General features: G+C 63.5%; 12 protein-coding genes and 2 pseudogenes. 8 read left to right on the top strand and 6 right to left on the bottom strand.

The window, feature by feature from the left end:
• Nucleotides 1-505 (bottom strand): cytochrome c oxidase subunit II transmembrane domain-containing protein (locus C1T17_RS00005; RefSeq protein WP_317617073.1); only part of this gene is annotated, 505 nt, incomplete at its 3' end.
• Between the two features lie 241 nt (nt 506-746).
• On the opposite strand from C1T17_RS00005, the pseudogene pyrE reads away from it, so the two are divergent.
• The 5 genes and pseudogenes from pyrE to C1T17_RS00030 all read left to right on the top strand — a co-directional run bounded on the left by pyrE (nt 747) and on the right by C1T17_RS00030 (nt 4,576).
• Nucleotides 747-1,322: pseudogene (gene pyrE / locus C1T17_RS00010) on the top strand (orotate phosphoribosyltransferase).
• A 53-nt stretch (nt 1,323-1,375) separates the two neighbouring features.
• Nucleotides 1,376-2,127: pseudogene (locus C1T17_RS00015) on the top strand (pyridoxine 5'-phosphate synthase).
• On the top strand, nt 2,124-2,525 hold the full coding sequence (gene acpS / locus C1T17_RS00020; RefSeq protein WP_104951647.1) for a holo-ACP synthase: 402 nt from the start codon (nt 2,124-2,126) through the stop codon (nt 2,523-2,525). Before C1T17_RS00015 ends, acpS begins: the two are co-directional and overlap by 4 nt.
• A gap of 45 nt (nt 2,526-2,570) precedes the next feature.
• Nucleotides 2,571-3,497: a signal peptidase I gene (lepB, locus tag C1T17_RS00025; RefSeq protein WP_104951648.1), complete on the top strand. Its 927-nt coding sequence runs from the start codon at nt 2,571-2,573 to the stop codon at nt 3,495-3,497.
• Nucleotides 3,494-4,576 (top strand): AI-2E family transporter, encoded by a 1,083-nt coding sequence (locus C1T17_RS00030; protein ID WP_104951649.1) that lies wholly within the window; start codon nt 3,494-3,496, stop codon nt 4,574-4,576. The genes lepB and C1T17_RS00030 overlap by 4 nt, the downstream gene beginning before the upstream one ends.
• 244 nt (nt 4,577-4,820) lie before the next feature.
• Here C1T17_RS00030 and C1T17_RS00035 read toward each other — a convergent pair whose 3' ends face one another.
• Nucleotides 4,821-5,990 (bottom strand): serine hydrolase, encoded by a 1,170-nt coding sequence (locus C1T17_RS00035; protein ID WP_223262716.1) that lies wholly within the window; start codon nt 5,988-5,990, stop codon nt 4,821-4,823.
• 173 nt (nt 5,991-6,163) lie between these two features.
• On the opposite strand from C1T17_RS00035, the gene C1T17_RS00040 reads away from it, so the two are divergent.
• Nucleotides 6,164-7,012 carry an alpha/beta fold hydrolase gene (locus C1T17_RS00040; protein ID WP_104951650.1) on the top strand — a complete coding sequence of 283 codons (849 nt, stop codon included), beginning with the start codon at nt 6,164-6,166 and terminating at the stop codon, nt 7,010-7,012.
• Nucleotides 7,013-7,090: 78 nt separating this feature from the next.
• Nucleotides 7,091-7,519, top strand: coding sequence for a hypothetical protein (locus C1T17_RS00045; protein ID WP_104951651.1), 429 nt, complete (start codon nt 7,091-7,093; stop codon nt 7,517-7,519).
• A gap of 6 nt (nt 7,520-7,525) precedes the next feature.
• On the opposite strand, the gene C1T17_RS00050 is transcribed toward C1T17_RS00045, so the two are convergent.
• The 3 genes from C1T17_RS00050 to C1T17_RS00060 form a co-directional block, all read right to left on the bottom strand.
• Nucleotides 7,526-8,218, bottom strand: a complete 693-nt coding sequence (locus C1T17_RS00050; protein ID WP_223262717.1) for a Crp/Fnr family transcriptional regulator — start codon at nt 8,216-8,218, stop codon at nt 7,526-7,528.
• Nucleotides 8,215-9,819: an L-aspartate oxidase gene (gene nadB, locus C1T17_RS00055; RefSeq protein ID WP_104951652.1), complete on the bottom strand. Its 1,605-nt coding sequence runs from the start codon at nt 9,817-9,819 to the stop codon at nt 8,215-8,217. The genes C1T17_RS00050 and nadB overlap by 4 nt, the downstream gene beginning before the upstream one ends.
• A 145-nt stretch (nt 9,820-9,964) precedes the next feature.
• A complete protein-coding gene (locus C1T17_RS00060; RefSeq protein WP_104954888.1) occupies nt 9,965-10,900 on the bottom strand; it encodes an ABC transporter ATP-binding protein in 936 nt (311 codons plus the stop codon).
• 83 nt (nt 10,901-10,983) lie between these two features.
• Here C1T17_RS00060 and C1T17_RS00065 point away from each other — a divergent pair, with 83 nt between their 5' ends.
• Entirely contained in the window at nt 10,984-11,211 is a 228-nt protein-coding gene (locus tag C1T17_RS00065; protein WP_104951653.1) for a zinc-finger domain-containing protein, read from the top strand.
• A gap of 9 nt (nt 11,212-11,220) precedes the next feature.
• Here the strand turns inward: C1T17_RS00065 and C1T17_RS00070 are convergent, their stop codons facing one another.
• Nucleotides 11,221-12,627: an HlyD family type I secretion periplasmic adaptor subunit gene (locus C1T17_RS00070; protein WP_104951654.1), complete on the bottom strand. Its 1,407-nt coding sequence runs from the start codon at nt 12,625-12,627 to the stop codon at nt 11,221-11,223.
• Between the last annotated feature and the right edge of the window lie 13 nt (nt 12,628-12,640).

A 12,640-nucleotide genomic window follows, 5' to 3' on the forward strand; every position in this document is an offset into this window, starting at 1 on the left:
GATCGGCCAGCAAGCCAATCGAGGGCACCGCGATCGCCAGCAGGATCACCACAGGCAGCACTGTCCAGAGCACTTCGATCGTGGTATTGTGCGACGTCTTCGAGGGCACCGGATTGGCCGAGCGGCGATAGCGGAACATCACCCAGAGCATCAGGATCAGCACGAAGATCGAGATCACGGTGATGATCGGCAGCAGCATCACGTCGTGCAGCCAGCGGGCCTGACGGCCAAGCGGCGTGAACTGTTTTTGCAGCGTATATTCGCCGGGCATCGGCATTCCGATGCCTTCAGTCGGCTTCATGCGAGGCGGCGCAGCGACTTTGGCAGCGTCCGGCGCAGCGGCAGTCGCCGCCGGAGCCGCTGCATTCGCGGCAGCTGCGGCCGAATCAGCAGCGGCGGCAGCAGGAGCAGCCGCAGCTGCGTTGTCCTGCGCCAGGGCCCCCTGCCCCAGCACCGGCGCAAACGCCAGCAATCCTGCAAGTACGACCGATTTCACCATCTTCATAAGCGTCTCGACACCTTGTATCCCCGAACAGCCGACGAACGTCACGGAAACGGGTCCGGCAGCGTCTGACTTGGGGCGGCTTATAGGCACGGTTATGCCGCGCCTCAAGCACCTATAAACTGATTTTCTTCGCTGTTGCAACGGGCGGTCCCGCCGCCTATCTGCGGGCGGCTGTGCGAGGATCGGATGCCGGGCTTGCGGGCCGTTGCGCATCTGCCGCGACAAGGGGAACGGGCTGGAAATGACTGACGAAGAAGTGCTGGCGGAATTCAGGGCGGCAGGTGCGCTGCTGGAGGGGCATTTCGTGCTGTCTTCGGGGCGGCACAGCGCTAATTACCTGCAATGCGCGCGCGTTCTGATGAATGCGGAGCGCGCGGGGACGCTGGCGCGGGCGCTGGTGCACGCTGCCGCGCGAGATACGCAATGAAATCGAAGTGGTGGTGTCGCCTGCGATGGGGGGCGTTATCATCGGGCACGAAGTCGGCCGCGCGCTGAATGTCGACGCGCTGTTCCTGGAGCGGCCCACCGGCACGTTCGAGTTCCGGCGCGGCTTTGCGTTGAAACCGGGGCAGAAGGTGCTGATGGTGGAGGACGTGGTGACGACCGGCCTGTCGTCGGGCAGGCGATGGAGGCCGTCGCGGCGGAAGGCGGCATCGTCATTGCCGAAGCGGCGCTGGTGGACCGCTCCGCAGGCGAGGCGGATTTGGGCGTACCCTTCTATCCGCTCGTGAGCATCAATTTTCCGGTCTATGATGCCGATAATCTGCCGCCTGAACTGGCAGCGGTGCCGACCACCAAGCCGGGAAGCCGGAAATAGCGGCCTCGCGCCCCATCGCGGACGCCGCGCAGCCCGGATCTGAGGGAGAAGATATGAGCGGACATCTGAGGCTGGGCGTCAACATCGATCATGTGGCGACGATCCGCAACGCGCGCGGCGGGGTATCCCGATCCGATCCGGGCGGCGCTGGTCGCACAGGAAGCGGGCGCGGACGGCATCACCGCACATCTGCGCGAGGACCGCAGGCACATCATCGACGAAGATATAGGCCATTTGATCGGCGCGATCTCATTGCCGCTCAACATGGAAATGGCCGCGACCGAGGAGATGGTGGAGATCGCGCTGCGGCATCGCCCGCATGCGGCGTGCATCGTGCCAGAGCGGCGCGAGGAAGTGACGACCGAGGGCGGGCTGAATGCGGCAGGGCTGCATAACAACCTGAAGCCGCTCATCACGCGATTGAAGGATGTCGGTATACGCGTCAGCCTGTTCATCGAACCCGATCGCGGCAGATCGAGGCGGCGCTGTCGCTAGGCGCGCCTGTGGTCGAGCTGCACACTGGCAAAATGCGCATAGCGAGGGCGAGGATCGGGCGGTGGAACTGCGCCGGATTGCCGATGCAGCGGCGCTGGCGGCGAAGAACGGGATAGAGGCGCATGCGGGGCATGGGCTGACGTTCGACAATGTCGCACCGATTGCCGCGATCCCGCAGATCGCGGAACTCAATATCGGCCACTTCCTGATTGCCGAGGCGATTTTTGATGGGCTTGGTCCGGTCGTGCAGCGAATGCGTGCGTTGATGGATGCATCGCGTCCTTCGACAGGCTCAGGATCAGTTGGATGATAATCGGGCTCGGCTCCGACCTGTGCAACATAGAGCGCATCCAGAACTCGCTCGATCGGTTCGGGTCGCGGTTCGAGCAGCGAGTGTTCACGCAAGTCGAGCAGGCCAAGGCGGCGCGGCGGCCCCTCACCAAGGCGGGCGCGCTGGCGAAGCGCTTCGCCGCCAAGGAGGCGTTTTCCAAGGCAGTCGGAACCGGCTTCAAAGCTGGCGTGTTCATGAAGGACATCGGCGTCGTCAATGCACCCTCCGGCGCGCCGACCTTGCATCTGACAGGAGGAGCGGAGGCGCGGTTGCTCTCGCTCATTCCTGCCGGCCATCGGCCCGTCATTCACCTGACGCTCACGGACGATCATCCATGGGCACAGGCATTTGTAATTATCGAAGCCTTGCCGCAATAAGAACGGGCGGGGCGACCTGCAGGCATTAAGACTCCAAGGACGCAGATGACGGCTACTCCGATAGATGCAGGACAGGATACTAGCGTCCGGCTGGACTTCGATTCCACCGCCGATCATAGCGGCCACGAGACGGGGCCGGAGGGCGGCGCGCCGTCGCGGCACGGCGTCGATTGGTGGCAGGAGATCAAGAGCATCGTCGTGCTGGTGCTGGCCGTGCTGTTCTTCCACAGCTTCGTTGCCAAGCCGTTCTACATCCCATCGGAATCGATGATGCCGGTGCTGCTGACCGGCGACCGGCTGGTGGTGAGCAAATATCCCTATGGCTGGTCGTTCGTCTCGCCTAGCTTTCATCCGCTGCCGTTCATCAAGGGGCGGATCTTCGGACGGCTGCCGGAGCGGGGCGACATCGTGATCGTGACGCCGCAGGCGCGGAACGAGGATTATATCAAGCGGGTGATCGGCCTGCCCGGCGACATCCTGGAAGTGCGCGACGGCATCGTCATCCTGAACGGCATTCCCGTGCCGCAGAAGTGGATACCGCCGCTGCGCATCCCGGTAGACGCCAACGCCCCCTGCCCGCCCGACCAGTTCCCCGGCGCGCTGGTCGAGGATCGCAGCGGCAAGCGCTGGTGCGAATTGCCGGTGAAGCAGGAGACGCTGCCCAATGGCAAGACCTACAAGATCATCGATGTCGGCGCGCGGACGCTCGACTGGTACGGGCCGGTGCGCATCCCCGATCACCACGTGTTCCTGATGGGCGACAATCGCGACAACAGCGCGGACAGTCGCGCGACGCTGGCCGATCGCGGCCTCGGCGGGCCGGTGCCGTGGGAAGCGATCGGCGGACGCGCGGAGTTCATCACCTTCTCGCTGGATGGCACCGCCAGCATCAATCCCTTTAGCTGGTTCGGAGCGCTGCGCAGCGGCCGGGCGGGAAGCAGCCTGCGCCCTGCGACGGAGAGCGGCCAATGAGCGACGGCGAGCGACATATCGAACAGCCGGGTCCGGCGGAGCATCAAAGTGCGCTGGTACGCAGTGAAATGCAGCGCGCAGGTGTGTGGATCGGCCTGGTGGTCGCAATCGCATTGGCGTGGTTGCTGGCGCAGCCGATCCTCCTCATCCTTGCAGCGCTGGTGCTGGCGACGATGATGGATGGCGGCGCACGGCTGCTGGGGCGCGTGTTTTCGGGCGGCCGCGGCTGGCGGCTGGCGATCATCATCTTCGGCGTGTTCGGTTTTCTGGCATGGACGGTCTACCTGACCGGATCGCAGATGGCGGGGCAGGCCGTGGCAATGCGCACCATTGTCGAAACACAGATCAACCGCATTGGCGACTGGGCATCGCAGCTCGGCATCACCGCAACCCCGGCCGATCTCAAATCGCTCGGCAATCAGGTGATGAGTTCGCTCGGCCGCGTCACGGCGGCGCTGATGACGACCGTGGGTGTCGTCACCAGCCTGGTCATGATGCTGGTGCTGGCGATCTTCATTGCAATCGAACCCAAGCTCTATGAGCGCGGCGTCGCGTGGATGCTGCCGATCAACAAGCGGCAGAATTTCTACCGGATCGCCGACAAGATGGGCTGGACTTTGCGGCGGCTGATGGCCGGGCGTCTTATCGGGATGCTGGTCGAAGGCATCGGCACCTGGGTGCTGCTGGCGGTCGGCGGGGTGCCGATGGCCGCGCTGCTGGGCGTATTGACGGGGATATTGGCGTTCCTGCCGAACATCGGCGCGATCATATCGGGCGCACTCATCATCCTTGTGGGCTTTTCGGGCGGCGTCGATTCGGGGCTGTACGCCGTGGGCGTGTATCTGGCGGTGCAGATGATCGACGGCTATCTGATCGTGCCGATGGTGGCGAAGCGGGCCGTCGATCTGGCTCCGGCGCTGGTGCTGGGCGCGCAGATCCTGTTCGGCGCGCTGTTCGGAATATTAGGGCTGGCGCTGGCCGACCCGATCGTCGCGATGATTAAGGTATATCTGGAAGAACGGGCCAAGGCGCAGGACGCGGCGCAGGGCGAGCGCTTGCTTGGGGTGCCAAAGGGTTAGCGGCTGGGAACGGGTAAAAGCAATCGCCGCCTTCTGACTCTGGAAAGTCGTATCTGGTGGTGGAAACGTCTTGGAGCCTAGCCGCCCGCGTAGCGATCCCAGGCAAGTGGTTCCAGTCTTCGACTGACCAACGCGCGGCGAAAGTCATTTCCACCGCGCCAGTCAGTTCATTCTGTCGAACCAGCGAGATTTTCCGGCGACGATATCCGTGCCCCTAGGGGACAAGGCCGTTAAACAAGCAGGATTATCGCTTGTCGTGGTTCGCGGCGATGGCCCGCGCGACCGACTGCATCAATTGCCATCGCTCGGGGATCGAAACCGTCGTGCTGCCGATGAACACGGCGACCGCATAGCTCGTCCCATCCGGCGCGGTCATGATGCCGATGTCGTTGAAGCCAGTGGCGCGGGGGCCAAGCTCCTGCCCCGTGCCCGTCTTGTGCAGATAGCTCCAGCCGGGTGGCACGCCGCCCTTGATGCGCTGTGGGCCGGTTTTCGCACGATGCATCACGTCGAGCAGCAGGCTCGTCGACGATGGCGACAGCATTTCGCCACGCTTCAGCTTGGCGAGCGCCATCACCACGGAACTAGGCGCGGCACCGTCCGGTGGGTTCGCAAGATAGGCGTCTAGCGCCCTTTGCCGCACTCCCATCGGTAGTGCCGCGCGCGCAGTGTAGAAATTGCGCCCCTGTGCGTAGCTCGGGTTCCAGCTAAGCCCTGCCGTCGTGCTTTGCAGAATGCGCTCGCCGGGACCAAAGCGGATGTTGCTGACGAAGCGCCGCGCCAGGAAACTGCGCACCGCCTCCGGCCCGCCAACCTTGCGGAGCAGCATGTCGTTCGCGGTATTGTCGCTCTGCGCCATCGCGCGGGTCATCAGGTCTTCGATCGTGGTTGTGAAGCCATCGCTATCCACCATCGCCGCCAGCGGCTGATTGAACAGCGTCAGATCCTCGCGCCGGATCGTCACGGAGTCGGACAGGCGCAGCTTGCCGCGATCCACTGCGTCCAGCATCGCCATCGTTACCCACAGCTTCGACACGCTCTGCTGCGGGAACAGATCGGTGCCGTTCCACGCGACCGTCCAGTCGGCATCGACACGGCGGACCGCGATACCGACCTTCCCATTGAAATTCTGCCCCAGCGACCGGATGATGCTAACCAGCGCAGGTGAGGGCACGCTGCGCGGGTTGTAATCGGGTATGGCTATCGGCGGATTGGCGACGGGCTTGATCGGCTCGCGCGGCTTTTGCGGCGTCGTGACGGGTCCCGTATGGCGCGGGACCGCTGCGGCGACTCTCATCGGCCGGGGTTCGCCGCTGCCTACGCACGCACCCAGCGCCGCCAGCACGAGAGTAAGGCCAAGCCGCCGTCGCACGCGCTCCCTCCGGTCCATGGGAGCGCGGCGCTTGATCTTCATGTGCACGTTTTGCTCTTTTCCCCGCATTTTCAATTCTCTGAGTGTCGAGGCGGACCCTGCCAAAAAGCAAGGTCGATGCGGCGAATGATTCCCCACATGCGATGTAAGGAAGCTGAACGGGGCAACGGAACGCGTCATTGTGCGTTCAGGGCGGCTGCTTAAAAGGCGCGGGAATGACAGAGACTCCTTTTTTCGATCGACGTGCCTGTCTGGCAGCGGGCCTGACGGCGCTCACGCTGAGTGGAATGCCCGCCATGGCCGCGCCTTTTGCATCGCGCCGGATCAGCGTAACGGTGCGCGGCAACGGGCCGGATGTGCTGCTGATACCCGGACTTGCGAGCGGTCCCGGCATCTGGAACGGTACAGTCGCCGCCGTGCCGGGCTATCGCTATCATCTGGTTCAGGTGCGCGGCTTCGCAGGCCTTGCGCCCGACCTCAATAGGAGCGGTCCGTTGCTGGAGCCGCTCGTGGGGGAGATCGCGGCCTATATCACGCAAGCAAAGATCGCTCGTCCAGCGGTCGTCGGGCATTCTATGGGCGGTACGCTGGCGATGTTGCTGGCGATGCGTCCCGCGCCCGCGATTCGCAAAGTCATGGTCGTCGATATGCTCCCCGACGGCGCGAGCATGGTGGGCGGCACGGCCAGCGGAATGGGCTACCTTGCCGATCAACTGAGCAGCTACTTCACCTCCACAAAGGCAGGGCGGCAGCTGTTCATGCAGATGATCGCGCAGCAACCCGGCGCAAAAGGCAGCGATCCTGATGTCATCGCAAGCGCGCTTCGCGAACTGGCGCATACCGACCTTGGTCCGAAGCTGCCGCTGATCCGCGCGCCGATGGAAGTGGTATACGCGCTGGGCGGGGACGCGGCGACGCAACGGGCGCAAGTACAGCGTTACCGCACAGCTTATGCCGCCGCGAAGGCGATGAAGCTGGTGCCGATCAGCCCCAGCGGCCACATGGTCATGAGCGATCAGCCCGCGAAGTTTGCGGCGGCGCTGCGGAATTTTTTGACGGGCTGATCCGAAGTTTGACAACCGTCAAAGTTATCCACCCGGTCCCACACTACACAGGCTCCAGAACCCGAAAGGAGCCTCGCCATGACCGCACAATTTCCCGCAGAGACATTTACGAACGCACGCATCGTGCCCGCACCGGCAGCGCCCGCCCGCGGTCAATATGGTCGGGTGTTCGATCTGCCGCCGGCCCTCTTCTGGCTGACCGTCGGCGCTTATATGACCTATCTCGCGGTGATGGCAGTGGCGTTCCGCGATCCGCAGATCGCCATCCCGATGGTGATCTGTGTCATCAGCTTCGCGGCGGGTTTCGGCGTTCCTGCACTCTGGGCCGGCACTGCGCCGACTCCCGCTGGCCGCAAGCAGAGCTGGGGTCAGTTCATGGCGAACGGCTTCGAATGTGCGACCGGCCATGTGACTGGCGGCGCAGCGACCGCGCAGGTGCTGATCCTTCCTGGCCTGATCCTGCTCTGGGGCGTGTGCATCGCGATCATCGCCGCAGCCGTGCGCTGATCGCGTCTAGTCGACCATCTCCTCCAAACTGGGCACGTCGAGGACTTCCATGCCTCGCGTGCCCGTTCTTTTGATGATGCCGCGCCGCTCCAAAATGCCGATCTGGCGGCTGACCGTTTCTATGGTTAGGCCGAGCAACGCTGCCATCTCGCCCCGCGTCAGAGGCAAGTCGAAGCGCGCCGCGACGCCGCAGGGTGTATTGGAAGCCCCTCGCCCGAAGATCAGGATCAGCCCCGCCACGCGCGCCAACGACGTGCGGCGCCCGATCAAATCGATCAGCGCGCGCGTCTCCGCAAGATCCGCTGTCGAGCGGCGCAGCAGGGCCGTCGCCAGCCGGGGATAGCGTTCCACGGCCCGTTCGTAATCCATCCGTGGGAACAGGCACAGCAGGCTATCCGTCAGCGCCGTCACATGATGATGCGCGCGCGGCGCGAACAATTCGCCGACGAAGCCCGCCGGGTGCACTAGTGCAACGATCCGTTCCGTTCCATCCGCATCGATCGCGGCGATTTTGAGCGCGCCAGAGATCAGAGTGGCGCAGGCGTAATTATCGTCCCCTGCATCGACCAGTGCCTCACCCCGATGCAGCGTGCGATGCGTGCCGATCCGCGCCAACTCGCTGCGTTCCGCTTCGGACAACGCCGCGCATACCGCTTGCTCGCGAACCGAACATGCGGCGCAATGATCCGTCGGGATCACGGCACCAGCACCGTATCCACCGCCTCCGATAGCATCTCCGGGTAGTCCAGCGTGTAGTGCAGCCCGCGGCTCTCCTTGCGATGCAGCGCCGATCGCACGATCAGCCGCGCGACTTCCAGCAGGTTGCGTAGTTCGATCAGATCCGGCGTCACACGGAAGTTGCCGTAATAGTCGTCCACTTCCTGCGCGAGGAGGTCGATGCGGTGCTTAGCGCGTTCCAGCCGCTTGGTGGTGCGCACGATGCCCACATAGTCCCACATGAAGCGGCGGATTTCGCGCCAGTTGTGCTGGACGATGACTTCCTCGTCCGAGTCGGTGACGCGGCTTTCGTCCCAAGCGCGGATCAGGGGCGACACGGGTAATTCGTCCCAGTGGGCGAGGATATGCTTCGCCGCCGCCTCCCCGAACACGAAGCATTCAAGGAGGGAGTTGGACGCGAGGCGATTTGCGCCGTGCAGACCGCTTTCGGTCACTTCGCCCGCCGCGTAGAGGCCCGGTAGATCCGTGCGCCCGTCGAGGTCGATCACCACGCCGCCGCAGGTGTAATGCTGGGCCGGCACCACAGGAATCGGTTCCTTCGTGATGTCGATGTCGATGTCCAGCAGCCGCGCGTAAATGGTCGGGAAATGCTCCTTGATGAATTCGGGCGGTTTGTGGCTGATATCGAGGTGCACGTAATCGAGGCCCAACCGCTTGATCTCATGATCGATCGCGCGCGCCACCACGTCACGCGGCGCCAGTTCGCCGCGTGGATCATGCTTGTCCATGAAGCGCTTGCCGCCGCCGGGCACGCCGGGGGGCAGCTTCAGCATGCCGCCTTCGCCGCGCATCGCCTCGGTAATCAGGAAGTTCTTCACCTCCAGATTGTAGAGGCAAGTCGGGTGGAACTGGTTCATTTCCATGTTGGAAACGCGGCACCCCGCGCGCCAGGCCATTGCGATCCCGTCACCGGTCGCCCCACGCGGCGCGGTCGAGAACAGGTACGTGCGCCCTGCCCCGCCCGTCGCCAATATCGTCGCACGACCCAGCAGCGCGTCGACATGCTTGGTGGCCTTATTGAAGGCATAGACGCCCCACACATGCCCGTCGCCCGAGTAGCGCTCGCCATGGCGGCTGGTGATGAGGTCGATGGCGACCATGTCGCTCATCAGCGTGATGTTGGGGTTCGCCTGCGCCGCCTTTACCAGCGCCACCTGCACCGCTGCGCCGGTCGCATCGTCGACATGCACGATGCGGCGATGGCTGTGCCCGCCCTCGCGCGTCAGGTGCCAGCGTTCGCCAAGGCCGTCGCCCGCGTTGAACGGCACGCCGAGTTGCGCGAGGCGCTCGATCGCGGCGGGCGCGTTTTCCACCACGAATTCCACGGTCTCGCGATTGTTGAGGCCCGCCCCCGCGATCATCGTGTCCTCGACATGCTGCGCGAAGCTGTCGCCCGGCTCCAGCACTGCGGCGATCCCGCCCTGCGCCCAGTTGGTCGATCCGCCGTCCAGCGCGCCTTTGGCCAGCACCAGCACCTTCTTGTCCTGCGCCAGCGTAATCGCCGCCGTCAGCCCCGCCGCACCGGAGCCGATGATGATGACGTCGTATTGGTGTGTGGGCATCGTCGTCCTGGCGCTGTCTTTTATTCCGTTCGCCCTGAGCCTGTCGAAGGGCCATACCGAACGCAGTGAGGGGGTATTGCCTTCGACTACGCTCAGGCGAAGGCTTCGACAAGCTCAGCCCGAACGGAGGTGGGGGGCAGTTTGGTTAAGCCGCCGCCGCAGTCAGGTTGAGGAATACATCCTCCAGGTCCGGGTCGCGCGTCACCACGTCCACGATCTGCAACCCCATCGCCTGCACCGCGCTCAGCACGTCGCCAGCATTGGCCTTGTCCTTCGAATAGGTGATGCTGAGCACGCGCTCCCCTTGCAGTTCCACTTTCTCGAAACGTAGATGCGATGGCGCATCGGTAAGATCGCGATCGACCGTCACCTGCACCACCTTCTCCTGTGCCATGCCCACCAGTTCGCGAGTCGGCTTGTCGGCGATGACGCGGCCATGGTTGATGATCGCGATCCGATCGCAAAGCTGTTCCGCTTCCTCAAGATAATGCGTCGTCAGCACGATCGTCACGCCCTGATCGTTCAACTGCTTCACATAGGCCCAAAGTTGCTGGCGAAGTTGAATGTCCACGCCCGCCGTCGGCTCGTCCAGCACCAGAATCGGCGGCGAATGCACCATGGCCTTTGCCACCAGCAACCGCCGCTTCATGCCGCCCGAAAGAGTGCGGGCATAGGCGTTGGCTTTATCCTCCAGATGCACCGCGCGCAGCAGCTCCATCGTCTTGCGCGCATCCTTGGGCACGCCATAGAAACCCGCCTGATTCTCCAGCGTCTCGAACGGCGTGAAGAACGGGTCGAACACGATTTCCTGCGGCACGATACCGATCGAGTTCTTTGCATTGCGCGGGTTGGCGTCGATATCGAAGCCCCAGATGCGCGCATGGCCGCCGGACTTGTTCACCATACCGGACAATATGTTGATAAGCGTCGATTTCCCCGCGCCATTCGGCCCCAGCAGCCCAAAGATCTGCCCACGCGGCACCTCGAACGACACATGGTCGAGTGCGAGCTTTCCGCCCTTATAGACCTTGGTCAGATTGTCGATGGCGATGGCGGGTATGGGTGTCGGCGTGTCGATCATGCGCGTCTCATAGCGTGGCGGAACCGGCAGGTCGAGCAAGCGCTATATTGCGGCGCACCAACTGCGATGATACAGGCGATGCCATGATCCAGCCGCCCGAACTTTTCCGTGTATCCAAGACTCGCGTGACCTGCGACGGGTCGGGCGACATTCCTGCCGCCCTTGGCCATCCGCGCGTCTATCTGGAGATCGACGAGAAGGGCTATGTGGATTGTGGCTACTGCGACCGGCGCTTCGTGCTGATCGGCGGGCCTGCCGATGGTGCGGACCAGAGCAGCCTGCCGGACGTTCCCTCCGGCGCGAGCCTCTAGGCTTACGGATTATTCCCGCAGCGCACTGTCGCGAATGCGGATGAGCGGCCCCAAGATATAGTCCATGATGCTCTGACGGCCGGACTTGATGTTCACTTCGGCCGTCATGCCCGGAATGACCGGCTTGCCTGCACCGAATTTTGACGTCTCGGCCCGCAGGCGCACACGGTAATAGACTTCGCCCTTGGCATCCTGAATGACGTCCGGCGACACATCGACGACTTTTCCGTCCAGCCCGCCATAGATCGCCGAATCATAGGCGGAAATTTTGATATTTGCCGGAAGGCCCGACCAGACCTGACCGCGATCCTTGGGCATGATCCGCGCTTCGATCATTACCACCTTGTCGACGGGTACGATTTCGATGATCGGTTCGCCGCCGCGGATCACGCCGCCGACTGTCTGAACATAGAGCTTGTTGACGATGCCATCCATCGGCGCGCGGATTTCCTCGCGCGATTCCTTGTCGGAATAGGCGTCCAGCGTCTCGCCGGCCTTGGCGAGTTCCATGCGGAGCTTGGCGGCTTCCGCCTTCGTTTCCTGCACCGACTTGGTCCAGACTTCGCCGCTGCGGGCCGATGTTTCGCTCATTTGCGCCCGGACCTGGGGAATCTGGCTTTCCACGTCGGCGATGCGCGTCTGGAGCGCCAATAGCATCGATCGCTTGTCGAGCACTTCGCGTTCGGAGATCGCTTCGGCTTCATAGGCGCGTTCCAGCTTGTCGAGCTGCGTCATCATCAGCGTCTGTTCGCTGCGCAGGTTCTTGAGGCGCGATTGCAGACCGGCGAGTTCGGCGCGATGCTGGCGCGACTGTTCCGAGATGATGCCGGTTTCCTGACCCCGTTGATTGCGACTCGAATAGAATAGCGCCTCTTCGGATGCGGCGATGTCGGGCGCGGCTTTCGCCAGATCGGCAGGCACGGTGAAGCTGGACGCGCCGCTGACGGTCGCATCCATCCGCGCCAAAGCAATGCGCTTGGCAACGACATCGGTACGGGCGTTTTCGAAGTCGGCGGTCGTGAATTGATTGTTGATGCGCATCAGGATCTGCCCCTTGCGGACGCGCTGGCCTTCGCTGACGAGTAGCGCCTGCACGATGCCGCCTTCGAGATGCTGGACGACCTGATTTTGTACCGAAGGCAGGACACGGCCTGATCCCCGCGTGACCTTGTCGACTTGAAAGAACACGGCCCAGGCGAGGAACGCGATGACGAGGAACGCCAGTACCTTCAGCACGCGGCCCTGACGGTCGGTGCGGATGCGCGCGCTCCATGGCGCAATGCCGTCGATCGGGGCGCTGGCGACCTTGATGTCGCCTGCAAACGCTGCCGCCAGTTCACGGCTGCTCACGCCTTCGAACAGGCTGGCCCCGCCGAGCGACCGGATGATTCGGTCTCTGATTGCGCTGAATTTCATGTCGTGGTCCCCG

Origin of the sequence: Sphingobium sp. SCG-1 (assembly GCF_002953135.1) — a bacterium.
In the GTDB taxonomy this organism is placed as follows: domain Bacteria; phylum Pseudomonadota; class Alphaproteobacteria; order Sphingomonadales; family Sphingomonadaceae; genus Sphingobium.